Annotated in this window: 23 protein-coding genes, 1 pseudogene and 1 riboswitch; of the genes and pseudogenes, 13 read left to right on the forward strand and 11 right to left on the reverse strand. The window is 65.0% G+C overall.

Going from position 1 to position 26,720, the window contains the following annotated elements; all coding sequences use genetic code 11:
- The 3 genes and pseudogenes from AC5RUU_RS02765 to AC5RUU_RS02775 all read right to left on the reverse strand — a co-directional run.
- A pseudogene (locus AC5RUU_RS02765) lies at positions 1-538 on the reverse strand (hypothetical protein); the annotation flags it as partial.
- Positions 539-625: 87 nt separating this feature from the next.
- A complete protein-coding gene (locus tag AC5RUU_RS02770; RefSeq protein WP_493973691.1) occupies positions 626-1,318 on the reverse strand; it encodes a hypothetical protein in 693 nt (230 codons plus the stop codon).
- A 467-nt stretch (positions 1,319-1,785) separates the two neighbouring features.
- Positions 1,786-2,856 (reverse strand): Gfo/Idh/MocA family protein, encoded by a 1,071-nt coding sequence (locus AC5RUU_RS02775; RefSeq protein WP_493973692.1) that lies wholly within the window; start codon positions 2,854-2,856, stop codon positions 1,786-1,788.
- A gap of 265 nt (positions 2,857-3,121) precedes the next feature.
- Here AC5RUU_RS02775 and AC5RUU_RS02780 point away from each other — a divergent pair, with 265 nt between their 5' ends.
- Positions 3,122-4,618, forward strand: a complete 1,497-nt coding sequence (locus AC5RUU_RS02780) for a pectate lyase family protein (RefSeq protein WP_493973693.1) — start codon at positions 3,122-3,124, stop codon at positions 4,616-4,618.
- Positions 4,619-4,687: 69 nt separating this feature from the next.
- Here AC5RUU_RS02780 and AC5RUU_RS02785 read toward each other — a convergent pair whose 3' ends face one another.
- From AC5RUU_RS02785 to AC5RUU_RS02800, 4 genes are all read right to left on the reverse strand, one after another.
- Positions 4,688-5,785, reverse strand: a complete 1,098-nt coding sequence (locus AC5RUU_RS02785) for a substrate-binding domain-containing protein (protein WP_493973694.1) — start codon at positions 5,783-5,785, stop codon at positions 4,688-4,690.
- A gap of 45 nt (positions 5,786-5,830) precedes the next feature.
- Positions 5,831-7,117, reverse strand: coding sequence for a multiple monosaccharide ABC transporter permease (gene mmsB, locus AC5RUU_RS02790; RefSeq protein WP_493973695.1), 1,287 nt, complete (start codon positions 7,115-7,117; stop codon positions 5,831-5,833).
- 45 nt (positions 7,118-7,162) lie between these two features.
- Complete coding sequence (mmsA, locus tag AC5RUU_RS02795) at positions 7,163-8,725, reverse strand: multiple monosaccharide ABC transporter ATP-binding protein (protein WP_493973696.1); 1,563 nt, start codon at positions 8,723-8,725, stop codon at positions 7,163-7,165.
- A 132-nt stretch (positions 8,726-8,857) separates the two neighbouring features.
- Positions 8,858-10,048 carry an ROK family transcriptional regulator gene (locus AC5RUU_RS02800; protein WP_493973697.1) on the reverse strand — a complete coding sequence of 397 codons (1,191 nt, stop codon included), beginning with the start codon at positions 10,046-10,048 and terminating at the stop codon, positions 8,858-8,860.
- Between the two features lie 203 nt (positions 10,049-10,251).
- Here AC5RUU_RS02800 and AC5RUU_RS02805 point away from each other — a divergent pair, with 203 nt between their 5' ends.
- Complete coding sequence (locus tag AC5RUU_RS02805; protein ID WP_493973698.1) at positions 10,252-11,046, forward strand: nitrilase-related carbon-nitrogen hydrolase; 795 nt, start codon at positions 10,252-10,254, stop codon at positions 11,044-11,046.
- Here AC5RUU_RS02805 and AC5RUU_RS02810 read toward each other — a convergent pair.
- Complete coding sequence (locus AC5RUU_RS02810; RefSeq protein WP_493973699.1) at positions 11,025-12,719, reverse strand: PucR family transcriptional regulator; 1,695 nt, start codon at positions 12,717-12,719, stop codon at positions 11,025-11,027. The genes AC5RUU_RS02805 and AC5RUU_RS02810 overlap by 22 nt on opposite strands.
- A 107-nt stretch (positions 12,720-12,826) precedes the next feature.
- Between AC5RUU_RS02810 and AC5RUU_RS02815 the strand changes: the two genes are divergently transcribed.
- Both AC5RUU_RS02815 and AC5RUU_RS02820 read left to right on the forward strand, forming a co-directional pair.
- Positions 12,827-14,344, forward strand: coding sequence for an amino acid permease (locus AC5RUU_RS02815; protein ID WP_493973700.1), 1,518 nt, complete (start codon positions 12,827-12,829; stop codon positions 14,342-14,344).
- A gap of 51 nt (positions 14,345-14,395) precedes the next feature.
- The gene (locus tag AC5RUU_RS02820; RefSeq protein WP_493973701.1) at positions 14,396-16,132 is read left to right on the forward strand and encodes a flavin monoamine oxidase family protein; all 1,737 of its coding nucleotides are present in this window, start codon (positions 14,396-14,398) and stop codon (positions 16,130-16,132) included.
- Here AC5RUU_RS02820 and AC5RUU_RS02825 read toward each other — a convergent pair.
- The 3 genes from AC5RUU_RS02825 to purU are packed head-to-tail and all read right to left on the reverse strand — an operon-like array spanning position 16,129 to position 18,263.
- On the reverse strand, positions 16,129-16,653 hold the full coding sequence (locus AC5RUU_RS02825) for a gamma carbonic anhydrase family protein (protein ID WP_493973702.1): 525 nt from the start codon (positions 16,651-16,653) through the stop codon (positions 16,129-16,131). The two genes, AC5RUU_RS02820 and AC5RUU_RS02825, sit on opposite strands and share 4 nt — an antisense overlap.
- Positions 16,654-16,662: 9 nt before the next feature.
- Positions 16,663-17,367: a class I SAM-dependent methyltransferase gene (locus tag AC5RUU_RS02830; RefSeq protein ID WP_493973703.1), complete on the reverse strand. Its 705-nt coding sequence runs from the start codon at positions 17,365-17,367 to the stop codon at positions 16,663-16,665.
- 35 nt (positions 17,368-17,402) lie between these two features.
- A complete protein-coding gene (gene purU, locus AC5RUU_RS02835; protein WP_493973704.1) occupies positions 17,403-18,263 on the reverse strand; it encodes a formyltetrahydrofolate deformylase in 861 nt (286 codons plus the stop codon).
- Between the two features lie 43 nt (positions 18,264-18,306).
- A riboswitch (ZMP/ZTP riboswitch) is annotated at positions 18,307-18,392 on the forward strand.
- A gap of 144 nt (positions 18,393-18,536) precedes the next feature.
- Between purU and glyA the strand changes: the two genes are divergently transcribed.
- The 9 genes from glyA to AC5RUU_RS02880 all read left to right on the forward strand — a co-directional run bounded on the left by glyA (position 18,537) and on the right by AC5RUU_RS02880 (position 26,710).
- Complete coding sequence (gene glyA / locus AC5RUU_RS02840; protein ID WP_493973705.1) at positions 18,537-19,835, forward strand: serine hydroxymethyltransferase; 1,299 nt, start codon at positions 18,537-18,539, stop codon at positions 19,833-19,835.
- A 3-nt stretch (positions 19,836-19,838) separates the two neighbouring features.
- Positions 19,839-20,741, forward strand: coding sequence for a bifunctional methylenetetrahydrofolate dehydrogenase/methenyltetrahydrofolate cyclohydrolase (locus AC5RUU_RS02845; RefSeq protein ID WP_493973706.1), 903 nt, complete (start codon positions 19,839-19,841; stop codon positions 20,739-20,741).
- Between the two features lie 129 nt (positions 20,742-20,870).
- Positions 20,871-21,848 carry an ABC transporter ATP-binding protein gene (locus tag AC5RUU_RS02850; RefSeq protein ID WP_493973707.1) on the forward strand — a complete coding sequence of 326 codons (978 nt, stop codon included), beginning with the start codon at positions 20,871-20,873 and terminating at the stop codon, positions 21,846-21,848.
- The gene (locus AC5RUU_RS02855; RefSeq protein ID WP_493973708.1) at positions 21,841-22,692 is read left to right on the forward strand and encodes an ABC transporter permease; all 852 of its coding nucleotides are present in this window, start codon (positions 21,841-21,843) and stop codon (positions 22,690-22,692) included. The genes AC5RUU_RS02850 and AC5RUU_RS02855 overlap by 8 nt, the downstream gene beginning before the upstream one ends.
- On the forward strand, positions 22,689-23,531 hold the full coding sequence (locus tag AC5RUU_RS02860) for an ABC transporter permease (RefSeq protein WP_493973709.1): 843 nt from the start codon (positions 22,689-22,691) through the stop codon (positions 23,529-23,531). Before AC5RUU_RS02855 ends, AC5RUU_RS02860 begins: the two co-directional genes overlap by 4 nt.
- A 91-nt stretch (positions 23,532-23,622) precedes the next feature.
- Positions 23,623-24,186 carry a hypothetical protein gene (locus tag AC5RUU_RS02865; protein ID WP_493973710.1) on the forward strand — a complete coding sequence of 188 codons (564 nt, stop codon included), beginning with the start codon at positions 23,623-23,625 and terminating at the stop codon, positions 24,184-24,186.
- Positions 24,187-24,196: 10 nt separating this feature from the next.
- Positions 24,197-25,030: an exodeoxyribonuclease III gene (locus tag AC5RUU_RS02870; protein ID WP_493973711.1), complete on the forward strand. Its 834-nt coding sequence runs from the start codon at positions 24,197-24,199 to the stop codon at positions 25,028-25,030.
- Positions 25,031-25,065: 35 nt separating this feature from the next.
- Positions 25,066-26,109: a tryptophan--tRNA ligase gene (gene trpS, locus AC5RUU_RS02875; protein ID WP_493973712.1), complete on the forward strand. Its 1,044-nt coding sequence runs from the start codon at positions 25,066-25,068 to the stop codon at positions 26,107-26,109.
- A gap of 4 nt (positions 26,110-26,113) precedes the next feature.
- Entirely contained in the window at positions 26,114-26,710 is a 597-nt protein-coding gene (locus AC5RUU_RS02880) for a 2'-5' RNA ligase family protein (protein WP_493973713.1), read from the forward strand.
- Positions 26,711-26,720: the final 10 nt, after the last annotated feature.

The following is a 26,720-nucleotide window of genomic DNA, read 5'->3' on the forward strand; positions in this document are numbered from 1 at the left end:
TGGTGCCGCTGTCGGTGCCGGTGACGTTTCCGAGGGCCAGGGCTGCGTCGGCGGCAACGGCTACGTCGGTGCTGCCTGTGTCGGTGCCCAGGGTGCCAAGGCCGAGGGTTACATCAGCGGCTGCGGCCACGTCGGCGGTGGTGCCGCTGTCGGTGCCGGTGACGTTTCCGAGGGCCAGGGCTGCGTCGGCGGCAACGGCTACGTCGGTGCTGCCTGTGTCGGTGCCCAGGGTGCCGAGGCCGAGGTTGACGTCGGCCGCTGCCGCCACGTCGGCGGTGGCGCCTGAATCGGTGCCGGGGATGGTGCCGACGCCGAGCGCGACATCCACTACGGCGGCGACGTCGGTCGAGTCGGACGGCGTTGGGTCACCCAGCAGGCCCAACGACGTCGTATCAGCGGACGCCGCCGCCGAGATCAGGGCGGAAGCGGAAAGATCCGATCCGCTGGCAGTGTCCGCGTTTGCCGCGGTGCAGCCGAGGGCTAGGAGCCCGCCGGCAAAGAGGGTGCCAAGCAGCCCCCTGCGAAGGTTGGAACTCATGGTGATGTCTCCTGAAACAGTTGAGGTTCGGGCGCTGGTCAGCTGCCCGTATGGCCACGTGCTGCCGAGTGGGCAGGGCGGACTCAACTAGTCAGGAGAAGAACCGGGGTCGAAGGACACCGGTGCGGGAGCATGCTCGGTGGCTTCGCCGGCAAGATCTGCACCGGCAACAGGAAGGTCAAAGTCAAGAGTGTCCAGCCACGCTGCGGAACCGGCGGAGCTGCCGGATACGCCGCCGCTTCCCGTGCCGGAACCGGGAACAGCCGGGGCCTGGGCGCGGTACGGTGGGGCATCCTCAGCATCAGGCTGGTCCCCACCTATGGAAGGGATACCATGCATGGCCGGAGGGAAAGCCCATGTTCCTGCAAGGGCAGTTGCGCCAGCACTGGTTTTTGCGGCTGCCGCCAGGCCTGAAGCCGCAGCAACGGACTGGTCTTCGGCAGCAACATCTGCGGCCAGTGCATTTTCGCTTCCGGACTCTGCCGGTGCGGCTGGAACGACGGTTGCGGGAAGCTCTTTCCCGACTGCCACCTCGGGCAGTTCTGGAGCGGGAACCGGCAGCGGTGCAGAGCCCGTCACGGCATCCGCGACGGGCTGCAGTACAGGCTCAAGCACCGGAAGGGTCTCGGCGACGGGCGGCGCAACGGTTTCCACTACAGCTGTGGTTGTTCTGTCGGCAATTTGAGTGATGGGCGTGGACACGGCGGTCATCGTGCCCGCCGGGACCACGTGGTTTACCACCGGCACCGAAGCAACGAGGTAGTCAGCAACAGCTGACATTTGGCCCACCGCGGGCTGCAGCACGCCAGCCGAAGGTGGCGCGGCGGGTGTCTGCGCCGGTTGGGCAGGCACCGCCGGGACTATTTTCTCCGTCACCGATTGTGCAGAACTGGTGACGCCCCCCAACAGGGATGAAGTGTCCGGAAGTATGTCTGCAGCGGCCGCGGTGGACGAGAATGTCAGCCAGGTGAAGGCAGCGGCTCCAGCCAGGAGGACGGGCCGCAGGGCACGCCATGGTGAACGAGATTCACCCATGCGTACCACCCCCAGTGCAGCTGCATTCGACGACGCCTATAGCGTAAGACTGAATATTGCAGAAAGTCTAGGGCCTTCTAAAACAAATCGACAAAGCATGAACATTTGCCCGCAGGCATCACTGAGGATGTTTATGCCCGTCACGTTATTGATTGCTCGGCAATGCAAAATGAACAGTTCGTCGCGTTCCTTTTGCACTGGAGATATGCCGTTCAGTGACTATCGTTCGGATAGCTGACACCGAGCTGTGCACGCACCCCGTCAAAGAGGCGCATGGTGTTGAGTGAATCCTCCAGTGGCATTACAGGGCTTTCAACGAGGCCCTGCTGGATGCAGCGGGTTACCTCGCGAAGTTCGTACGCATAGCCCTTGCCGACGACGTCGAAGGTTTCGGTCCTGCGTTCGGCGCGCCCCGTGACCACTGTCAGTTTGCGGGGGTTGTTGATGGACCCAATGCTCTGCAGGAAACCCAGGCTGCCGGCTACCGTGGCCGTGCGTGGACCGTGGGAAAGCAGTGAAGAAGTTAGTTGGACCTGCGCGCCGTGGCGGTACCCCAGTGTCATGGCATTCTGGGCATCCACGCCGTCGCCATTGACAAAGCCCGTGGCACTCACGGTTTGGGGAAATCCAAGGGTTCCCAGCGCCCACAGGAGTGGGTACACCGAAATATCCAGGAGGGCACCACCGCCGTCCTGGCGTGACCACAGGCGGGAAGTGGGGGAGTACGGGGCGGGAAAGCCGAGATCGGCCGTCACCCAGTGGAGGTCTCCGAGTTCACCTGATGCCGCAATTTCAAACGCTCTTTGCATTCCCGGCAGGAAACGGCTCCACACTGCCTCCATCAGAAAAAGGTTGCGGCTGCGGGCGGCGTCAATCAGCTCCGCTGCTTCCCGGGCGTTGATAGTGAAAGCCTTTTCGCAGAGGACGTGCTTGCCGGCATTGAGGGCTGCCAGGACGATCTGATGGTGCTGGGCGTGCGGCGTGGCAACGTAGACAATGTCCACCGCATCATCGGCGAGGAGACGCTGGTAACCGTGCAGGCCGCCGTCGTCCCCGTACGCCACGGCGACGCCATAGGCCGCAGCGAAAGCGTCCGCCGTCGCCTGCCCACGGGAACTTACGGCGTAGAGCTCGGCGTCCGCCAACAGGGCAAGGTCCTGCGCCACTGCCCTGGCAATACCGCCGGTAGCAATGATTCCCCACCGCAGGGAATCCCCGGTGGCGGAACGGGGATCCGTATCGGGCTGGCTGGACAGCCACGGCGTGGCGATGGGCGCACTCATGGGGCCATCCTGTCACAGCGGTGGTGGTGATTTTGAACATTACCGGTTGGGTAGGCTCCGGCCCAAAGGCACTCGACGCGCCGGGAGCAGGCCGGGGGTGAGATAAGCATACCGGCTGACATAAAGGACCCTTGACAGCCTTGTCACAGCACGCGTAAGAATGAAGCACCGCTTCGGAAACCGATTTCTCACGACGGTCCAGCAACGGTTTTTATCCGCACCCACCAAGGCATGTGGTGTATTTGGCATGCCGGAAATAAGGCCAATGACGTCCCTGATCCCCGATAACGCGCACACTTTTCCCATCGGCAACTTACGCCGCACCGCACGGATTGCAGCCGCCGCATCGGTCCTGGCGCTCACCGCCGGTCTCTTTGCTGCCATACCCGGAACGGCCAGTCCAGCCCCTACCGGCGGAGGCATCATCCGCGCGGACGATGCGGCACCGACGGGCTGGGCCGCCGTCGGACGCGGCACGAACGGCGGCGCAGGCGCGCCCGCCGGAAGCCGTTATGAGGTGAGTACATTGGCGGACCTGAAGACCGCGCTCGCCAACAACGGCCAGCCCACGGCACCCAAGATCATCTATATCAACGGAACAATCGACGGAAACCAGACGCCGGACGGCCGGATTCTCGGCGAACAGGACTACGCGGCGGGCTATGACATCTACAAGTACATGTCCTGCTTTGGACCTGACGGGAAGGTGTGGAGCGACCAGACCTTTGAGTACTGCAAGAAACAGCGGCAGCTGCGGCAAACAGGCAGCAACAACATGAAGCGGCAGATTGAGGTGAGTATCCCGAGCAACACCACCCTGATTGGACTCGGCACCGACTCAGGGTTTGTCGGCGCGAACATCGTCATCCTGAGCGCCACCAACGTGGTGATGCGCAACCTGAGCGTGGAGGCGCCGGTGGACTTCTTCAGCACCTGGTCTCCGGATGACGGGGATGGTGCGTGGAACGCCCGGTTCGACGCAGTCTCCTCCGTGACGTCCGACCATCTCTGGATCGACCACGTTAGGCTGACCGACGGACGGTACCCGGACAGCGAGGCACCCATAGGTTTTCGCGGCAAGCCCGCCAACCGGCATGACGGCCTGCTGGACCTCAAGGACGGCACGGACTACGTCACCATCTCCAACAGCAAACTTTCCAACCACGACAAGACCATGCTGCTGGGCTCCGGCGACGAACACGTGGACAAGGACGGCGGAAAGCTGCGGGTCAGTTACATCGGAAATCACTTTGAAAACATCCAGCAGCGCGGACCACGTGTGCGCTTTGGCCAGGTCCACGTCCTCAACAACTACTTTGTGGGCAGCACCGACCACCCGCAGTACCCCATGGTCAGCGAAGGCCAGGGCGGCACCAGCTACTTCCTGGGCGCAGGCTACGAATCGCGGATCTTCTCAGAGGGCAACGCCTTCCACTACACGGGCCCCGGAGCCGACCCGACCATCATGGTGAGCAGCTACAACGGACACCGTTTCAGTGACACGGGCTCATGGTTCAACGGCGAGGCTGCGGACCTCAACGCCGTGGCGCGGACGTCGTTCGAACGGAACCGGGCTGAGGCGCTCAAGGAAGCAGAGCTGTCCGGCACCGCCGCCCCGGACTGGACGGACTGGGAGTTCACCACTGACGTCGGCTGGGATCCCGCGGATGCCTACAGCTACAAATCCTTCACCACCCCGCAGGCAGTGCGGAACCATGCGCTGCAGTTCACGGGGCCGGGAGTGCTGACCGTCAAGCGGTAGGTTCCCGCCTCCAGGCACGGAAAAGCCCGGTCCTCCGCAACGCGGAGGACCGGGCTTTTCCTGAGCGGGCTACTTGGTGATGGGTTCGAGCACCGGGTCGCCGACGTAAGCCGTCTTCACGTTTGCGGCGGTGACGATGACCGGCTCCAGCAGGTAGGCCGGGACGGTCTTGACGCCGTTGTTGTAGGAGTTGGGATCATTGATCTCCAGTTCCTTGCCGGCCTGGAGATCCTTCACCATGGTGATGGCGTGCTCCACGAGCTTGCGGGTGTCCTTGTTGATCGTGGAGTACTGCTCCCCGGCCATGATGGACTTGACCGACTCAACCTCGGAGTCCTGTCCCGTGATGACCGGCAGCGGCTTGCCGGCGGCCCTGACGGACGTCAAAATTGACCGGGCCAGAAGGTCATTGGGAGACAGGACACCGTCCAAGGACTGGGTCGTGTAGTTGCCACTCAGCAAGGTGTCAGCGCGGCGTTGAGCATTCTCGCCCTTCCAGGCCTGGGTTACGGCCTGTTCGAAGCTGGTCTGGCCGGAGAGGACCTTGAGGGTCCCGTCATCGATCTTCGGCTTCAGGACGCTCATGGCGCCGTCGAAGAAGACCTTGGCGTTAGCATCGTCGGGCGAGCCGGCGAACAGTTCGATGTTGTACGGGCCGGAGGGCTTCTTGGCCTTGAGGCCTTCCAGCAGCGCCTGGCCCTGCAGCTCGCCCACCTTGAAGTTGTCGTAGGCCACGTAGTAGTCCACATTCTCGGTGTTCAGCAGCAGCCGGTCATAGGCGATGATGGTGGCACCGGCATCCTTGGCCTGCTTGAGCTGGGTGCCGAGCTGCGTGCCGTCAACGGCCCCTACGATGAGGACCTTGGGGTTTTTGGTGATCATGGCGCTGATCTGGTTCTGCTGCTCCGAAACACCGGCATTGGCGAACTGCACGTCGGCCTTGAATCCGGCCTCGGTGAGGCCGTCGTTGAACAGTTTCTCGGCGAGGACCCAGTTTTCACTGGTCTTCTGCGGAAGTGCGACGGCAATGGCTGCGCCCTCCTCGAATCCGCCCGCGCCTTCGGTTCCGCCGCCCGTGCTGGGCTCGGAGCGACCGCAGCCCGTCAGCGCCAGTGCTGCGATGGCAGCTACCGCTGCGGCCTTTCCTGATTTACCAAACATTCTCATTGTTGGTTCTCTTTCTTTGTGTGGTGTGACGGTGTCAGGCCGCTGTCAGGCTTCCCTGGCGATTGCTTCCTTGGTGGAGGTGGTTTCGTCGGGCTGGAGCGGGTTGCTGGGACCGCGGCCGGACGGACGATTGAAGTTCTGGGTCAGCAGGCCGATGATCGACCTCTTGCCCTGGCTCTTGTTGTAGACATCGAAGGCGACAGCGATCAGGAGGACCAGGCCTTTGATGATCTGTGTGAGGTCGGCTCCGACGCCGAGCAGCTGCAGCCCGTTGTTCAGGACTGCCATGACCAGGCCGCCGATGATGGACCCGACGACGGTTCCTACGCCGCCGGTGACAGCGGCGCCGCCGATGAAGACTGCGGCGATGGCGTCAAGCTCCCAGCCGACGCCGTCGAACGGTCCGGATGCGGTGGACCGGCCAACGAAAATCATGCCGGCCAGGCCGGCCAGGATGGACATGTTCATCATGACCAGGAAGTTGACCTTCTTGGACTGGACGCCGGAAAGCTCGGCTGCGTGGCGGTTGCCACCGACGGCGTAGATATGGCGGCCCAGGATGGTGCGGGAGGAGATGAAGCCGTAGAGCAGGACCAGGACCGCCAGGATCAGGCCCGGGATCGGGAAGGACGTACCGGGCCGGCCGGTGGCGAAGAGGTAGGTGGCGTAGAGGATGGCAGCGGCGATCAGGACCAGCTTCAGTGCGGTGACCCACATTTCCGGGACCTCGGCGCCGAGGGCCTTGGCCCGGGCGCGGGAACGGAGTTCGCCCCAAACAACGAAGGCCGCCGCGGCGATGCCGAGCAGGAGCGTGAGGTTGTTGAACCCGGTGTCGGGGCCGACTTCCGGGAGGTAGCCGGCGCCCAGGTACTGGAAGTCATTGGGAACCGGGATGGTGTTGGACTTGCCGACGAACTGGTTGAAACCGCGGAACAGCAGCATGCCGGCCAGGGTCACGATGAAGGCGGGTATCCCCACGTAAGCCGTCCACCAGCCCTGCCAGGCGCCAATGGCCGCGCCAAGCAGCAGCCCCAGCAGGACGCCGGCGTACCAGGGGATGCCCCAGTCGCGGATGGCCAGTGCCACGGTGACGCCGACAAACGCTGCCACGGACCCGACGGAGAGGTCGATGTGTCCGGCGATGATGACCAGGACCATGCCGATGGCCAGGATCAGGATGTAGGAGTTGCCGTTGAAAAGGTTGATGACGTTGCCGGGGGTGAGGGTCCGGCCGTCGGTGGCGATTTGGAAGAAAATGATCAGTGCCACCAGGGCGAAGATCATGCCGAATTGGCGGGTGTTGCCGCCAAACAGCTTCTTGAGGGCGTTCATGGTGTCAGTCCTTGTGTCCGGAAGGTTCTGGGGTGATCCAGAGGGTCAGGCGGCTTCGGCTTTGCGGGCGGAGGTCATCAGCTTCATCAGGCTTTCCTGGCTGGCCTCGTCTTTGTTCAGGACACCGGTGATGGCGCCTTCGAAGATCGTGTAGATACGGTCGGAAAGGCCAAGGAGCTCGGGTAGCTCCGAGGAGATGACGATGACCCCCTTGCCTTGGTTGGCAAGTTGCTGGATGATGCCGTAAATCTCGTACTTGGCGCCAACGTCAATGCCGCGGGTGGGTTCATCAAGGATCAGCAGGTCCGGGTCCGTGAACATCCACTTGGCGAGGACCACCTTCTGCTGGTTGCCGCCGGAGAGCTTGGCGACCCCTTCCTCTACGGACGGGGTCTTGGTGCGCAGCGACTTGCGGTACTGCTCCGCCACCGTGAACTCCTGGTTGGGGTCCACCACGGAATTGCGGCTGATCTTCCGCAGGTTCGCGGCGACGGTGGTGGTCTTGATATCGTCCAGCAGGTTCAGCCCCAGGGACTTGCGGTCCTCCGTGACATAGCCCAGCCCGGCGTCGATGGCCTGGCGGACCGACTTCAGGGTGACTTCCTTGCCGTCCTTGTAGATCTGGCCGCTGATGAAGCGGCCGTAGGACCGGCCAAAGACCGAGCGGGCCAGCTCGGTGCGGCCTGCGCCCATCAGTCCGGCGAAACCGACGATCTCGCCACGGCGGACGAAGAAGCTGGAGTTCTTGCACACCAGCCGGTCCTGCACGTTGGGATGGCCGACGGTCCAGTTCTTGACCTCGAAGAACACCTCGCCGATCTTCGGGGTGTGGTCCGGGAAGCGGGACTCGAGGGTGCGGCCCACCATGCCTTTGATGATGCGGTCCTCATCCACGCCGTCCGCTTTGACGTTCAGCGTCTCGATGGACTTGCCGTCCCGGATGATGGTGATGGAGTCCGCGATCTGCTCGATCTCGTTGAGCTTGTGGGAAATGATGATGCAGGTGATGCCCTTGGCTTTCAGGCCGAGCATCAGGTCCAGGAGGTGCTGGGAGTCGGATTCGTTGAGTGCAGCTGTGGGCTCGTCCAGGATGAGGATCTTGACCGACTTGTTCAGGGCCTTGGCGATTTCCACCAACTGCTGCTTGCCGACGCCGATTTCCTTGATGGGCGTGTCCGGATCCTCGCGGAGGCCCACCCGCGCCAGCAGGTCCAGGGACCGGAGCCGCGCCTCGGCCCAGTCAATGACGCCGCGTTTGGTGGGTTCATTGCCCAGGAAGATGTTCTCCATAATGGACAGTTCGGGGATCAGGGCCAGTTCCTGGTGAATGATCACGATGCCGGCGTGCTCGCTGGCCCGGATGTCCCGAAACTGCTGGACCTGCCCCTGGTAGACGATGTCGCCGTCGTAGCTCCCGTACGGGTAGACGCCCGAGAGGACCTTCATCAGGGTGGATTTACCGGCGCCGTTCTCCCCGCAGATCGCGTGGATCTCGCCGGCTTTCACCCGCAGGCTCACGTCCGACAGGGCTTTGACGCCGGGGAATTCCTTGGTGATGGACCGCATTTCAAGAATGATCGGTTCGGTTTGCGTGGTCTGGGACGTCATCTGCCCTAACCCTCCAATGCAATGACTTCTTTGTCCGGCCGGGCAAAGCGCAGGGCCGTCTGATGCAAAAGTAAACTGGATCACAGCCGTTGTCGTCAAGTCTTTAACGCAACTGTGGGGTAACGAAACGGTCTACGTCTTACGGATCCCGGCATGCTGGAAGACCAGGGCGGCGGCGCCGAGGGCCTCCGCGCGGTCGCCGAGGGAGGACATGGTCAGGGTGGTGGTCTCACCGATCACCGGGACGGCATGACGGACCAGGCCACGGCGGATGGGCTCCAGGAGAAGGTTGCCCAGGCCGGCCAGGGGCCCTCCCACCACGATGACTTCCGGGTTGATCAGGTTGGCAACGTTTCCGAGGGCACGGCCCACGGACAGGCCCGCATCGTCCACGACGCGCAGCGTGGCGGGGTCCCGGTTCAAGGCTTTCCGGACGATGTCCGCAGGGGTCAGGGGCCGGTCCTCGCCGCGGCTGAGGAGCTCGATCATGGTGGTGGTGGAAGCGATTGTTTCCAGGCAGCCGCGGTTCCCGCAGCGGCAGACAAGGCCTTGCTCGTGAATGGTGGCGTGCCCTATCTCGCCGGTGATTCCCACGTTCCCGTAGTAGGGGGCGCCGTTGAGGATCAGCCCCGCGCCGATGCCCGATCCGATCTTCAGGAACATCAGGTTGCTGACCCCGGTGTGCTGCCCCCACGTCACCTCCGACCAGGCGCCAAGATTCGCGTCGTTGTCGACGAACACGGGAATTTTCAAGGTTTCCTCGAGGTGCTGCAGGATGTTGATCCCCACCCATTCAGGAAGGATGGCGCCCTGGGCCACGGTCCCGGTACGCCGGTCGATGGGGCCGGGAATTCCGACGCCGGCGCCCACCACGGCGGAACGGTCAATGCCGCTGTCCTGCAGCAGTTTGTCCAGCAGGACCACCGCTGCCTGGATTCCCTCCTCAGCCTGATGGCCGAGCGGAAGCATCACCGATTCCTCTGCGATGACGTGGTAGCTCAGGGAGGCCAGGACCACCCGGAGGTGGCGCCGGCCAAAGTCGATTCCGACGGCCACGGCACCGTTGCTGTTGAGCCGTACGTTGAGGGCCCGCCGGCCCGAACTGGTAATCGGCTCCGTGGACGCCAGGCCCGAATCCAGCATGATTTTGACGATGTTTGAAACTGTTGCCGTGGAGAGCCCAGTCTGCCGGGCAAGCTCGGCCTGCGTGGAGGGACCGCCCATAAGGCTTTCTATGATCCGCTGCTGGTTCAGCTGCCGCAGCGCAGACTGAGAACCCGGATTCTTCGGTTTGCTCTTCGTTGAGCGCGGGGTTGCGGACATGCTAAGAAGATTGCCCTATTGCCCATCTTGGCGTCAAGAAGTTAACGCATAAGCCCCCTTAGGCGCCCTTTTTTCAGCACGGGACGATCTGGCCGCGCACCCTCATCCTGCGGTGCAAAAGGCCCCGGGCTTCCGGCAGGAGTGTAGCTACGCTGGAAGAACGGCCCAACATGCGGCCGGTCCAACGATGGAAGGTGGTAGCGGTGCTGCTGGCACTCCTGCAGGAAAACGCTGCAGTCCTTGATCCCGAGGCCAACTGCGCCGTCATAGACGCGGCCGCCCGGCAAGCCTCCGCTGCCGGTGCCGACGTGCTTGTCACCCCCGAGCTTTTCCCGGTTGGGTACGCCCCCCGCAAAGTCCGGTCCGGGTTGGATCCGGCAGTCCTGCCGGCCTTGCGCGAAAGGCTCGCGGACGTCGCCCGCCGCCACGGCATCGGACTGGTTTACAGCCTTCCCCGTGTCACGGCCGAGGGGGAGTGGCAGATCGCCGCCACCCTGCTGGGTGCGGACGGGACGGTGCTGCTGGAGTACGGAAAGGTCCATCTATTCGGACCCGACGAGAGGGCTGCCTTCACGCCCGCATCCGGGCGCCCCGCAGTTGTGGACTTCAACGGAATCCCAACGTCCATGGTGATCTGCTACGACGTGGAATTTCCCGAAGCCGTCCGGGCTGCGGCGGCCGGCGGTGCCGAGCTGCTGCTGGTGCCCACCGCGCTGGCCCACGGGTTCGACGACGTTCCCCAGGTGCTGCTGCGGGCGCGGGCCCTTGAGAGCCAATTGACCGTCGCCTACGCCAACCATTCCGGCGTTGAGGACGGCTGCAGGTTCCTGGGCGGCAGCGTGATTGCCGGACCCGACGGGAAGCTGCTGTCAGCAGCAGGGGAAGAGCCGCAGTTGCTCTACGCCGAAGTGGACCCGGAAGCGGCGAAGCGTGAGCGGGCTACTGTGCCCTACCTGGAAGAGCGCCGCCCGGACCTCTACCGGGCGTGGGAAGGCTGAGCCTCCCGGGCCACGCCTCCTTCTGCAACCGCGGCATCGACAAACTGCAGGGCGATCCATAGCTCCGCCCGCGTCGAAGCCTGCGCCAGGTCCAGGTCCAGGATTTCCGCCAGCGCGGTGATCTGCCTGCGAACGCTGTTCCGGTGCAGGCCCGTGTCCTTGGCCGTCGCGTCCCAGTTGCCGTTGGCACCCAGCCACGAGCGAAGGACCTGCAGCTGGGCTTCCCGGCGCTCCGGCTCCTGCTCCAGGACCGGGGCCAGCAGCCGGGCGGCCAGCATGCCGCCGGCCTCCCTGCCAAGGAGGCCAGTGACGGACCACGTCAGTTCCTCTTCGCGGACGGTTTTGCCGGTAGCCAGGACCCGGGGGCGCAAGGCCGAGGCGCTGCGGTAGGCGGCAGCAAGGCCCGGAAGCTCCGCGGCCCGGCCCACCACAAGCCGCCAGCCCAGCTGCTCCACCTCGGCCAGCAGCTGGTCGTCCACCTTCAGGCGGGTCACAGCGGCGAAGCCATACCCGGTAAGCTCCACCATCTTCGTATCGAACAGCCGGCGCCATTGCAGCAGTTCGCGCACCGGACCGTCAGCGGCAGCCGCTGCTTCCGCCCGGATGCCCTGCACAACCCGGACCTGCCCTGTTCGGCTGCCGCCGACGCTTTGCGCCAGCAGATCCCTTATGCTGTTGAGCTCCGTGGAGCTGGCGCCTGCGAGGCTCTCCGGATGCAGCAGCAGGGCCGTCGCCAGCTGGCTTGGGGCCAGGGAGCCGCTGGTCCGCTGCCGGACCAGGAGTTCCAGCAGGCCCACCACCGAGGAGACCACGCTGTTCTGGGCGGGAGTCAGCGGCTTGTCCGTCCCAAGCACCAGGCCGCCCAGGGTGGCGTCCCTGGTGCTCCGAAGGGGATGGCCGAACACCAGCGCGGAACCGGGCACGTCGAATGCCTCGGTCTCCACCCGCGGGCCGCTGCCGGCGAGCAGCCTTTTCAGCAGCGGCTGGAGGGCGGAAAGTTCGACGGCGGCACCTGCCCGGGCGCGTATCCTCCCGTCCGCCCCAACCAGGACGGCCCACGCCGGAACCCGCTGGGCCAGGGCCGCCAGCAGCTCATGCTCGGGCCGGGCCGAAAGGACGGCCCGCATGAGGTGGCGGTTGGTCTCTGCGAGCTGGCGGAACACCTGGGCGTTGCCCGATTCCAGCAGCTTCGAGAACTCGAGTCCGAGCGCGGCGAACGGGATGCTGGCGGGTACCTCCACCAGCGTCAGGCCATGCTTCCGGCAGGCCGCCACAACGTCCTCGGGGACCGCCCCGAAGTACGGCTCAAGGCCGAAGCCCAGTGCCGCGACTCCCGCGGCCACAAGCCGGCGGACGTACCCGTCGGCAACGGCTGCCCCTGCTTTGTTGCCGGCACTGCCCGAGGCGGCGCCGCCGTCGTGGTCCCTCCCGCTGCTGCCCTGCAGGAACGGCAGTCCGGCCGTCAGCACGAATTCACCATCGAGCAGATAAGGCGTAGGGTCAACAAGTTCGCTTGGTTCCACCCAGCGAAGGGGAGCATGGCCATTGCCGGCGTCATGCACCACGGCCACACCGGGGGGCAGCGACCCGAGGAACTGGCTCAATGTCACGGCATCCAGCTGGGCGGGGAGCTCACCTGGACTGGCCCCAAGGGCTGGTGCATTGCGTCTCATGACCCAAGACTATAGGTCATTTTGCACAGCTTGAGATCCGGCTCACACCCCTACGCTGGAGAAGGGGAACCAGTTCAACCATCCACCGACATGAACGGACGTCAACGATGACTGTGCCTACACTTTCAGGCCAGGTACCGGCCCGCCCGGCCAGCCGCCCTTCGCTTGGCGCGCAGCTGCTGCGCCGCAAGCCCATCGCCCAGATGGTCACCGAAGCTGAATCCGGCCAGGGCGGGCCCCGCCTGGTCCGCAGCTTCGGGGTACTGCAGCTGACCATGATCTCCGTCGGCGCGACGCTGGGCACGGGCATCCTGGTGATCCTGGGCGAATCCGTTCCGCTGGCCGGTCCTGCCATCTGGATCTCCTTTGCCATCGCCGGACTCACGGCGCTGCTGTCCGCTGTTTCATATGCGGAAATGGCCGGGCTGGTGCCCGTAGCCGGCTCCAGCTACTCCTATACCTACGCCACCATGGGTGAGGGCATGGCGTGGATCTGCGGCTGGTGCCTGGTGCTTGAATACGCGGTGTCCGTGGCGGCTGTCGCCGTTGGCGCCGGCCAGTATGTGAACGAGGCCCTGGCCGTGTTCGGTACGGCGCTGCCGGATGCCTTCTCGCAGCCTCCGGGTGACGGCGGCCTGGTCAATATCCCCGCAGTGGTGATCGTGGTGCTCGCAACGATCCTCCTGGTCCGCGGCGCCAAGGAAAGCGCCTGGATCAACACTTCCATCGTGGTGGTCAAGGTGGGCATCCTGGTCTTCTTCTGTGCCGTCGCCTTCACCGCCTTCAACGCCGGCAACTTTGAGCCGCTGCTGCCCATGGGTGCGGCAGGCGTTTCCGCTGCAGCCTCCCGCGTCTTCTTCTCCTACATCGGCTTTGACGCCGCCTCCACCGCCGGCGAGGAAGCCCGCAACCCCAAGCGCGACCTGCCGCGCGCCATCATGCTTTCCATGCTGATCGTCACCACTATTTACGTGCTGGTGGCAGTGGCCGCCATAGGCGCCCGTCCCTGGGGCTGGTTCGACGGCACTGAGGCAGCCCTGGTGAAGATCCTCGAGGAGACCACAGGCCAGCCCTGGATTGCCCTGGTCTTTGCCGTGGGCGCCGTGTTGGCCATCGCCAGCATCGTCCTCACCGTCCTTTACGGCCAGACCCGCATCCTGCTGTCCATGTCCCGCGACGGCCTCATCCCCGCAATCTTCGGCCGCGTCTCCCGCCGGACCGGCACCCCCGTGGCCGGGACGCTGCTGGTAGGCATCGCCGTCGCACTTACGGCCGGGCTGGTGCCGCTGGGTGCGCTGGCCGACGCCACCAGCATCGGCACGCTGTTCGCGTTCGCCCTGGTGAATGTGGCGGTCATCTACCTCCGTCGGACCCGGCCCGAGCTGGAGCGTACCTTCCGGGTCCCGCTGTTCCCGCTCACGCCGATCCTTGGTGCCCTCATGTGCGGCTACCTCATGGCCAACCTCGGCGCAGACACCTGGCTGACTTTTGCCGTGTGGATGCTGGTGGGCCTGGCCGCCTACTTCGCCTACGGACGCCGCAACTCCAGGGTGGCGGCCCTGGACAACGAGGAATACCTTGAATTGTCCGCCCCCTCTCCAACGTCCGGGGCCAGCACGTCCTGACCCTTTCCAACCACCCATAGACGCCCCCGACCAACATAAGGCAGACATTCCATGACCATCGCCACCGAACTTCCGGCCTCCGATCCGTCCAGCACCTCCACACTGACGGAGGATGCCGCCCGCCGGCGCCCGGAAGAGCAGACGGCCCCCATCACGATGCTCAATCCCGACTTCCCGTTCAGCTACGACCACTACCTGGCGCACCCGGACGGGCTGGGATCCGTGCCCGAGGACATGCTGGGCACCGAGGTCGCGGTCATTGGTGCCGGGTTGTCCGGGCTGGTCACGGCGTATGAGCTGATGAAGCTGGGCCTGCGGCCGGTGGTGTACGAGGCTGACCAGATTGGCGGGCGGCTCCGCACCGCCGCCTTCCCGGCTGCACCGGGGGTGGTTGCGGACCTTGGCGGCATGCGTTTCCCGGTCTCCGGCAAGGCGTTCTACCACTACGTTGACCTGCTGGGCCTGGAAACCCAGGATTTTCCGAATCCGCTGGCGGAGGCCACCTCCAGCACGGTGATCGAACTAGCCGGCAAGAAGCACTACGCGGAAAAGCCCACTGACCTTCCGCCCTTCTTCCGCGAGGTTGCGGAGGCGTGGAAGTCAGCAGTCAACGACGGCGCCAAATTCGGGGAGATGCAGGACGCCATCCGCGCACGGGACACGGCGCGGATCAAGGAACTCTGGAACGAACTGCTGCCCCTTATGGACGAACAGACCTTCTACGGGTTCATCGCGGCAAGCGAGTCCTTTAAGGAGGCCGGCTTCGCACACCGTGAAGCATTTGGTCAGGTAGGTTTCGGCACCGGCGGCTGGGACACCGATTTCCCCAACTCCATCCTGGAAATCCTGCGTGTGGTGTACACGGACGCGGACGACCAGCACCGCCTGATCCGCGGGGGAGCGCAAAGGCTGCCGGAGGCACTGTGGCAGCACTCGCCGTCGGGCATGAAGCATTGGCCCGAGGGCACCTCGTTGGCGTCGCTGCACTCGGGTTCGCCCCGCGGCGCCGTGGGAAAGATCAGCCGCGACCCGGACGGCAACCTGCGGGTCCGGGAACGGTGGGGCCGCGAAGCCAGCTACCCGGCAGTGGTGACCACCTGCCAGTCCTGGCTCCTGTCCACTCGGATCCACACGGAGGAGGCGCTGTTCCCGGCGGAGCTGTGGACCGCCATCGAGCGCTCGCACTATATGCAGTCGTCCAAGACGTTCGTGATGGTGGACCGGCCGTTCTGGAAGGACATCGATCCGGAAACCGGCAACGAAGTCCTGTCCATGACCCTGACGGACCGGCTCAACCGAGCCACCTACCTGCTGGACAACGGCCCGGACCAGCCCGCCGTCATCCTGCTGTCCTACACGTGGAACGACGACGCACTGAAGTGGCTCGCGCTGGACGCCAACGAGCGCGTGGAACTCATGCTCCACTCACTGGAACAGATCTACCCGGGCGTGGACATCGCCAGCCACATCGTTGGCCAGCCCATCACCGTGTCCTGGGAGGCGGACCCCAACTTCATGGGCGCCTTCAAGGCGAACCTGCCGGGGCACTACCGCTACCAGCAGCGGCTCTTCACGCACTTCAAGCAGGACGGCCTGCCCGAATCCCAGCGCGGCATCTTCCTCGCCGGCGACGACGTTTCCTTCACCGCCGGCTGGGCCGAAGGCGCCGTGACCACGGGACTGAACGCCGTGTGGGGCGTCGTCAATCACCTGGGCGGCTCGTCTGCACCCGGAAATCCCGGTCCGGGCGAACTGCTGGAGACGATCGGCCCCATCAGCCTGGACTAGGCGGGCGGGGACAGCTCCCGGTGCTTCGCCGCGAGTTCGATGTACCGGGACGCATTGGCGCGCACGCCGTCGTACTCCTCATCGGTGAGTTCGCGGCGGACCTTGCCCGGAACGCCTGCAACCAGCGAGCGGGGCGGGACCACAGTCCCCTCCAGTACCACGGCGCCCGCCGCCACAAGCGAGCCGGCGCCGATCACCGCGCCGTTGAGGACGGTGGCGCCCATGCCAATCAGGCAGTTGTCCTCCACGGTGCAGCCGTGCACGACGGCGGCGTGTCCCACGCTGACACGTTTGCCCACTTTGCAGGGGAATCCCGGGTCGGCGTGGAGCACCACGTTGTCCTGCAGGTTGGTGCCTGCACCGACGGTGATGGCCGCGGTGTCGGCCCGGACGGAGACGCCGTAGAAGGCGCTGGCGTCCGGGCCCAGGCTGGCGTTGCCGATGATCGAGGCTGTAGGCGCAACGAAAGCTGATTCATGGACGTCCGGGCTGTTGCCGGCGAAAGAGTACAGGGGAGCCATGGCAACACCCTAGGCCACTCCTGCCCGCTGCGGCCCACCCGGCCCAATATGACCCGTGGGGGTGCGGAGGACCAGGAACTGGTAGTGCTGCGTCCAGGCGCCCCGCCCCGGGCCTGACTCGTCCCCGCTGCCCTCCGGCCAGGTGCGGAAGTGCTCCAGCTCGCCGTGCCCGCCGAAGATCCGACGGACCACGGCGTCACTGCGGCGGCTGAAAAACCGTCGCGGCTCCTCATCGTCCTCCGGGTTCAGGACCTCTTCATCTTCCCCGGACCAAAGCCCGACGGCGATGGGCGCCCCGGGTGAGCACACCCGGACCAGCTCGCTGACCACGTCGTGGATGCGGCTGTTGGGCACGTGCAGGAGGGTGCTCATGCTCCATGCGGCGGAAAAGGAACTGTCCGGGAACGGCAGGTTCCGGCCGCTGGCCACGCTGGCGTTCAAGCCTCTGGCCGCTGCCAGGCGGACACTTTCACCGGACAGGTCCACGCCGCAGTAGTGCAGCCCGGCGCGGACGAACTCAACGCCCTCGACGCCGGTGCCGCACCCCAGTTCGAACACGGACTGCCGGTGTTCGTCCTTAAGCAGGCGGATGAACCACTTCCGGCATTCCACCCGGTGCGGGGTGGTTGCGCGGGTGTTGCGGGCCGTGGCCTGCCGGTCGTAGAAGAGCGCGAGGTCGGCCTCGTGGTCCGCGGGATCAGGGATGCCCTGCATGACTCCAGCCTAAGGCTGGACCGCGGTCTCCGGGCCTAGTTGAAGACCACTGTCCGGTTGCCGTCCAGCAGCACCCGGTGCTCTGCATGCCACTGCACCGCCTGGACCAGGGTGCGGCCTTCCACGTCGCGGCCCATCTGCACGAACTGCTCCGGGGTGCGGGCGTGGTCCACGCGGATGACTTCCTGCTCGATGATGGGGCCCTCGTCCAAGGCAGCGGTTACGTAGTGCGCGGTGGCGCCGATCAGCTTCACCCCGCGTGCGTGGGCCTGGTGGTACGGCCTGGCGCCCTTGAAGGAGGGCAGGAACGAGTGGTGGATGTTGATGGCCTTGCCGGTCAGTTCAGTGCAAAGCTCGTCCGACAGGATCTGCATGTAGCGGGCCAGGACCGTCAGCTCGATGTCGTGCTCGGCGATGAGGGCCCGCAGCTTGTCCTCGGCCTGGCCCTTGGTGTCCTTGGTCACGGGGATGTAGTGGAACGGGATGCCGTAGAAATCGGCAAGCCCGGCAAGATCGTGGTGGTTGGACACGATGGCCGAAATCTCGACCGGCAGGGTGCCCGAACGCTGCTGGAACAGGAGGTCGTTGAGGCAGTGGGCGGAGGTGCTGGCCATCACCAGGGTCCGCACCTTCTGGCCCACGGCGTGCAGGCCCCACTGCATGCTGAAGGCTTCACCCACAGGCTCCAGCGCGGCGCGGAGCTCGGCTGCGGATGCCGCCGTCGTCACCTCAACGCGCATGAAGAAGTTGCCGGTGGCGGGGCTGCCGTACTGCTGTGAGTCCGTAATGTTGCAGCCTGCCACCAACAGGGCGCCGGCCACCGCGTGGACGATTCCGGGGCGGTCGGGGCAGGACAGGGTTACTACGTACGCTTGGCTCAGCTGCTGTTCACTCACGCCTACAAGCCTACCCGCGCTGCGGGCGCCGGTTTTGGTAGGCTGGAAGGGTCGCAACTGGCGTTGGGTGGCTAACCACCAGGGAGCGGCAATCACGAAGACCACGGATCGTACGCCTGGGCCGAGGGTCATGTTTTGCCGGAAGTGGGGCTGCGCAGCGTCCAGTGCTGCAGCGCCATGCGCGCTTTCGCGCCCGTTCATCAACGCGGTGTGAGGACGCGCCAGCCGGTAGCCTGACCTAAGCAGTGCCCACATCCCTAGCCAGGAGTTTCCGTGACTACTACAGCCACCTCAACCACAGCCGTCAGCAACCAGCCGCTGGCCGAGCTCGATCCCGAAATCGCCGCAGTCCTGGACCAGGAGCTTGGCCGCCAGCGCGGCACCCTGGAAATGATTGCCTCCGAAAACTTCGCGCCCCGCGCCGTGATGGAAGCCCAGGGCTCCGTCCTGACCAACAAGTACGCCGAGGGCTACCCGGGCCGTCGCTACTACGGTGGCTGCGAGTACGTTGATGTTGCAGAGCAGCTGGCCATCGACCGGGTCAAGGCCCTGTTCGGCGCCGAGTACGCCAACGTCCAGCCGCACTCCGGTGCGCAGGCCAACGCCGCGGCCCTGTCCGCCATGATTACCCCCGGCGACAAGATCCTTGGCTTGTCCCTGGCACACGGCGGCCACCTGACGCACGGCATGAAGCTGAACTTCTCAGGCAAGCTCTACGAGGTAGCGGCGTACCAGGTGGAGGAGGACACCTTCCGCGTGGACATGGACAAGCTCCGTGAACAGGCCATCAAGGAAAAGCCGCAGGTCATCATCGCCGGCTGGTCCGCCTACCCGCGCCACCTGGACTTCGCGGCCTTCCGCTCCATCGCCGACGAAGTGGGCGCGCTGCTCTGGACGGACATGGCGCACTTCGCCGGCCTGGTTGCCGCCGGCCTGCACCCGAGCCCGGTCCCGCACTCCGACGTCGTCACGTCCACGGTGCACAAGACCCTCGCCGGTCCCCGTTCCGGTGTGATCCTGGCCAAGGAACAGTGGGCCAAGAAACTGAACTCCAACGTGTTCCCGGGCCAGCAGGGCGGGCCCCTGATGCACGTCATCGCTGCCAAGGCCGTAGCCTTCAAGATCGCCGGCACCGAGGAATTCAAGGAGCGCCAGGAGCGCGTCCTGGAAGGCGCCCGGATCATCGCCGACCGCCTGAACCAGGCCGACGTCGCCGAAGCAGGTGTCTCCGTCCTGACCGGCGGCACCGATGTGCACCTGGTCCTCGTTGACCTGCGCAACTCCCAGCTGGACGGCCAGCAGGCCGAGGATCTCCTGCACTCCGTGGGCATCACCGTCAACCGCAACGCTGTTCCGTTCGACCCCCGCCCGCCCATGGTCACCTCCGGCCTGCGCATCGGCACCCCGGCACTGGCCACCCGCGGATTCGGCGCAGCTGAATTCACCGAGGTCGCCGAGATCATCGCCACCGCCCTGAAGGCAGGCAGCGGCACCGACGTGGAAGCCCTGCAGGCGCGCGTCGACAAGCTGGCCGCGGACTTCCCGCTCTACCCGCAGCACGAGCAGTGGTGAGCAATGCCTGAAACCACAACTGCACAGATCCTTGACGGCAAGGCTACCGCCGCAGCCATCAAGGCCGAGCTGACCGAACGCGTGGCCGCACTCAAGGCCAAGGGCGTCACTCCCGGCATCGCGACTGTGCTCGTGGGCGCGGACCCTGCCTCGCAGCTGTACGTGTCCATGAAGCACAAACAGTCTGTGCAAATCGGGATGAACTCGATCCAGCGTGAGCTTCCGGCAGATGCCACCCAGGAACGGGTGGAGGCCCTCATTGACGAACTCAATGCGGACCCCGCCTGCCACGGGTACATCGTGCAGCTGCCGTTGCCCAAGCACCTGGACACTGACGCCATCCTGGAGCGCATCGACCCCGCCAAGGACGCCGACGGCCTGCACCCTACTAACCTCGGGCGGCTGGTACTGAACGTCAACAGCGAAATCACCTCGCCGCTGCCGTGCACGCCCCGCGGCGTCATCGAGCTGCTGGAGCGCAACGGGTACAGCCTTGCGGGCAAGCACGTGGTGGTGGTGGGCCGCGGCGTCACCATCGGCCGTTCCATCGGGCTGCTGCTCACTCGGCGGAACGTCAACGCCACTGTCACCCTGACGCACACGGGCACGAAAAACCTCTCGGATCTCCTGCGCCAGGCTGACGTCATTGTGGGTGCGGCGGGTGTGAAACACATCGTCAAGGCCTCGGACGTGAAGCCGGGCGCGGCCCTGCTGGATGTCGGTGTCACCCGTGAAACCGACCCCGGGACGGGCAAGAGCAAGGTCCACGGCGATATCGATCCCGCCGCTGCGGAAGTGGCAGGCTGGATCTCGCCGAACCCCGGCGGCGTCGGCCCCATGACCGTGGCGCTGCTGATGACCAACGTGGTGGAAGCCGCGGAGCTTCAGGCCGGCATCGTTCGCTGATTCCGCCTTCCCCACGCCCCACGGCGGCACGGCACCTTTTCAAGAGAGGCACCGTGCCGCCGTCGGACGTTAAGGGCGGAACTGCTAGTCCCCTTCCACATCCCGGGCACCTCCACTAGTCTGCGGAGGGTGCACAACGAAGCCATCCTGCCCGCCGGAACCCGGGCCGGCAGCCCGCAGCCGCGCGGCACTGTGATCCGGGCCGAGAACCTGACCAAGAAGTACGGCGATGTGGCTGCGGTGGACGGCATTTCGTTCAGCGTCCCGGCGGGGCAGTCCTTTGGACTGCTGGGCCCCAATGGTGCAGGCAAGTCCACCACCATGAAGATGATCGGCGGTGTCACCGGGCGCACGTCCGGCAGCCTCAGCATCATGGGCCTGGATCCCGATTCCCACGGGCCGGAAGTGCGGGCCAACCTGGGTGTGGTGCCGCAGCAGGACAACCTGGACGAGGAGTTGCGCGTCCGCGACAACCTCCTGGTCTACGGGCGCTACTTCGGCCTGCCCATGAGCTACCTGAAGCCAAAGGCCGATGAGCTGCTGGAGTTCGCGCAGCTGACGGACAAGGCCAAGTCCAAGGTGGACGCACTCTCGGGCGGCATGAAACGGCGGCTAACCATTGCCCGCTCACTCATCAACGAACCCCGGATCCTGCTGCTGGATGAGCCCACCACAGGCCTGGATCCGCAGGCCCGGCACATCCTTTGGGACCGGCTGTTCCGGCTCAAGGAACAGGGCGTCACCCTGATCCTCACCACGCACTACATGGACGAGGCAGAGCAGCTCTGCGACAGGCTCATCGTGGTGGACAAGGGACGCATCATGGCGGAGGGGTCCCCGGCGCAGCTGATCCGGGAACACTCCACCCGGGAGGTGGTTGAGCTGCGGTTCGGGTCCGAACGCAACACCACCATCGCCACGGAACTGGACGGCATCGGGGACCGGCTGGAGGTTTTGCCGGACCGGGTGCTGATTTACGCGTACGACGGCGAAGCCGCCCTTGAGCTGGTGGCGTCCCGCGGCCTGAGGCCGCTGACGTCGCTGGTGCGGCGGTCGTCGCTGGAGGACGTCTTCCTTCGGCTCACCGGCAGGAGCCTCGTTGATTGAGCCCGAGGAAACAGGCCCCCGGGTCCTTCAGGCACACAGCCCGGAGACAGCGGCCGCGAAAGCCCGCCGCTGGGGTGCCTTCTACTACGCGGAGCAGGTGCTCCGGGTCATGAAGAACTACGGCTGGTCCATCCTGATGTACAGCGTGGGACAGCCGGTGGCATACCTTTTCGCCATGGGCATAGGCCTCGCCACACTGGTGGACAGCCAGGGAACCGGGGCTTTCGGAGGAGTCAGCTATCTCACCTTCATCGCGCCGGCATTGCTGGTGTCCGCCGCCGTCATGACCGCGGCCAATGAGTTCACCTTTCCGGTGATGGCAGGGTTCAAGTGGCGCCGGACCTACTTTGGCCCGCACGCTTCACCGCTGACGCCGGCCCAGATAGCGGCCGGCCACGTCATGGCGGTCACGCTCCGCCTGCTCCTGCAATCCGCCATCTATTTCGCCGCCGTCGCACTCTTTGGTGCCTCCCCGTCCGGCGCGGCATGGGCGGGGATCCTGGTGGCCACACTCGCCGGCCTGGCCTTCGGGCTGCCGCTGATGGCCTATTCCGCTTCCATCACGGAGGACAAGGGCCAGTTCGCGCTGGTGATGCGCCTGGTCGTGATGCCGCTGTTCCTGTTTTCCGGAACCTTCTTTCCGCTGGACACGCTCCCGCTGGCCGTCCGCTGGATCGGCTGGATCTCACCCATCTGGCATGGCACCGAGCTGGGGAGGGCAGTCAGCTACGGCTACCAGGAACCGCTGCTGCTGACGCTCGTGCACATCGCGGTCCTGGCCGGGCTCGCCGTCGCGGGCTGGGTGCTGACCCGACGCCGCTTTGCGATAAGGATGGGGCAATGAGCCAGGCTGCCCGCGGCGTTGACGTGCCGAACGCCGCGGATCCGGCCCGGAGCAGGTCGTTCGGCGTGCTGTATTCGCGCAACGCCAAGGCGGTGATTTCCCGCGGACTGATGGCCACCCGCAGCAGCAACTGGCTGGTGATGCTGTCCGGGTTCTTCGAACCGGTGCTGTTCCTGGTCTCGATGGGCGTGGGTCTGGGCGCCATCGTGGGGACGGTGGAGGGGCCAGGAGGTGGCGAGATCAGCTATGCGGCCTACATTGCACCCGCCCTGCTGGCCGTCTCGGCGATGAACGGGGCGGTGTACGACTCCACCTGGAACGTCTTCTTCAAGATGCACTTCGCCAAGCTGTACCAGGGCATGCTGTACACCTCCCTGGGTCCGCTGGATGTGGCCCTGGGGGAGATCTTCCTGGCCTTACTCCGCGGGATGCTCTACGCCACCGGATTCACGGCCGTGATGGGGGTCATGGGGCTGATCACCACGCCGTGGGCGCTCCTGATGGTCCCGGCCTCCGTGCTCATCGCGTTTGGATTCGCCAGCATGGGAATGGGAATCACCAGCTTCCTGAAGACTTTCCAGCAGATGGACTGGATCAATTTCATCCTCCTCCCCATGTTCCTCTTCAGCGCCACTTTCTACCCCCTCAGCGTCTACCCGGACCCCGTCCAATGGTTCATCCAGGCCATGCCGCTCTGGCACGGCGTGGAACTGCTGCGCCAGATCAGCGTGGGAACCTTCACGGCCGCGACGCCCATACACATCGGCTACTACCTGGCGATGACCGCCATCGGCATGCTGCTGACAACCCTGCGCCTGCGCCGGCTGTTCCTCAAATAGGCGCCCGCCGCCAGCCGCCCCAGGCGGCAAGGGATGTTCGCCGGAGGTGGAAGCGGCGGGAGCATACCCCGGGGTTTGAGAGAATAGCTGCATGCAATCTCTGGGCAGCTCCAAGTCATCCGCCAAACCCGCCAGGGGCGGCTTCTCCATGTTCCGCATCAGTGGTCCCGGGCTGATGGTCCTGGTGACGGCGTTCGTCGTGGCCGTCATCTTCGCGGCCAACCAGAACGACGTGGTTGGCTGGGTTGTTGCGGTGATCGCCCTCTTCTGGCTGCTGCTCGCCTGCTTCGTCGTGTTCAGCATCCAGAAGGCTGCGAAGAAGGCCGGAGCCAAGCTGACCGAAGCCCAGAACGCCTTTACCACGGCAGCCGGCCGTGGCCCGTCGTCGTCCGCCGTCAACCATGGCGGCACCCGCGTGGTGTCTGAACGCAGCGAGGCTGAGGAGGTCCGCGACCTGAAGCTGGACCACTCCTTCAAGATCGTCCAGGTGCAGGTCCGCGTGGTTGAGGAAGAACGCGCCAAGGGAGCTGCAGCCAACCAGGACACCATCAACCGCGCCCTGGAAACAATCGAGATCACAGCCACCAACGCCCGTGACATGATCAAGTCCTCGGGCGGCAGCGGGGAACCGGTCACCGGCACCATCATCGACTAGAGTGGAGCGGGTGAGCTCGGCATTGAAGAAGGACCACCTTCGTATCGCATCCGTTAACGTCAACGGCCTCCGGGCTGCCTACAAGAACGGCATGGCGGCCTGGCTGGAACCGCGCGATGTGGATATCCTTTGCCTTCAGGAAGTCCGGGCCCCTGATGCAATCGTGCGACAGTTGCTGGGCGAGGGCTGGCACATCCTGCATGCCGAAGCCGAAGCCAAGGGCCGGGCAGGTGTGGCCATCGCATCCCGGGAAGAGCCCCTGGCCACCCGGAACGGCATCGGGGATAACTACTTCGCGACGGCGGGACGTTGGGTGGAAGCCGATTTCCGGCTGACTGATGCTGCCGGTGAACGCGTGCAGCTGACCGTGGCCAGCGCCTACGTGCACTCCGGCGAAGTTGGCACCCCAAAGCAGGATGACAAGTTCCGCTTCCTCGATGCGATGAGCGTCCGGCTGCCGGAGCTGACCAAGCACAGCGACCACGCCCTGGTGGTGGGTGACCTCAACGTAGCCCACACCTCCTTGGACATCCGGAACTGGAAGGGCAATGTCAAGAAGGCAGGCTTCCTTCCGGAGGAACGCGCCTACTTCGACAGGTTCTTCGGCGAAGACATCGGTTGGCAGGACGTGCACCGGAACCTGGCGGGTGAGATGGACGGGCCCTATACCTGGTGGTCGCAGCGGGGCAAGGCCTTTGACAACGACACCGGCTGGCGCATCGACTACCACCTGGCAACCCCGGCGCTGGCCGGCGCCGCCATCTCCGCCGTGGTGGACCGCGCCGCTTCGTGGGACACCCGCTTCTCCGACCATGCACCCCTGGTAGTGGATTACCAGCTCTAAAGCCCGCAGTTCCCAGCCCCGAAAGTTTCCTCCCCATGACTAGCCAGACATCCTCGGCCGCCAAGAAGCGCATCCTTTCCGGTGCCAAGCCCACTGCAGACTCGCTGCACCTGGGCAACTACATCGGTGCTGTCCGCAACTGGGTGGACATGCAGGCGGAATACGACGCCGTCTTTTTCATCCCGGACCTGCACGCCATCACCGTGGATTTCGACCCCGCCGAGCTTGCCAAGCGCACCCGCATCGTTGCGGCCCAGTACATTGCCGCCGGCATCGATCCGGACAAGAGCATCTTCTTCGTCCAGTCCCATGTGCCTGAGCATGCGCAGCTGGCCTGGGCGCTGAACTGCATCACCGGCTTCGGCGAAGCCTCGCGGATGACGCAGTTCAAGGACAAGACCCAGAAGTCCGGCGCGGACGCCGCCACGCTGGGGCTCTTCGCGTACCCGACGCTGATGGCGGCCGACATCCTGCTGTACCAGACGGACCTGGTACCAGTGGGGGAGGACCAGCGCCAGCACCTGGAGCTGACCCGGAACCTGGCACAGCGCTTCAACACCAGGTTCGGTGCCACCTTCACCGTTCCGGAGGCGACCATCGTCAAAGAACGTGCCAAGATCTATGACCTCCAGAACCCCAGCGCGAAGATGTCAAAGACCGGCGAATCTCCCAACGGGGCCATCCAGCTGCTTGAGGACCCCAAAATTGCGGCCAAGCGGATCAAGTCGGCTGTCACGGACGCAGGCACCGAAATCCGATTTGACCAGGAGGAGAAGCCGGGCGTATCCAACCTGCTGACAATTTACTCGTCCCTCACCGGCAAATCCGTTGCGGAGTTGGAAGCGGAGTACCAAGGAAAGATGTACGGCCACCTGAAAGTAGACCTCGCCGAGGTGGTGGTTGAATTCGTCACTCCGCTGCGGGACCGTACCCACGAGCTGATGTCAGACCCGGCGGAGCTGGACCGGCTGCTCGCCATGGGCGCCGAACGCGCCCGGGAAATTGCCTCGGTCACGCTCGGCCAGGTGTATGAGCGCATGGGATTCCTCCCCTCCCTCAGCCTCGCAGGAGTCCGCTAGCGCCATGTCATCCAGCGTAGGCGTCATCCTGGGGTTCCCGCCTGACATTGCGGAGGAGCTGCAGCGCTGGCGGGCGTCCTTCGGGGACCCGCTGGCGAACGTGGTGCCTGCCCACATCACGCTGGTGACCACCACTCCCACCCACGACTGGGAAGCCACGCGGGAGCATGTCCGCGAAGTGGCGCGGCGGCAGAGCCCTTTCATGGTCACAATCGCCGGCACTGGTACCTTCCGTCCCGTTTCCCCCGTGGTCTTCATCAATGTGGAGGAGGGCTTTGAGGACTGTGTTGAGCTGCACGAAAAACTCCAGCAGGGGCCCCTGCAGCGGGAACTGCCTTTCACCTACCATCCCCACGTCACCATCGCCCATGACGTCGCACCGGAAAGCCTTGATGAAGCCGAAACGGCGCTGAAGAACTACAGGGCCTCCTTCCCCGTGGTTAGCATGGGTCTTTACGAGCACGATGCAGACGGCATTTGGCAGCTACGGGAAGAGCTGGACTTTGGGACCGAAACTGACAACCACGCCGGCGCCAGATTCACGGAAGCCGCCGCGGAAGCAGCAGCCAAAGCAGGCGGAGCAGCAGCCTCTTCCCACTGAGCGTGCCCAG

The organism is Arthrobacter sp. K4-10C (assembly GCF_059090085.1).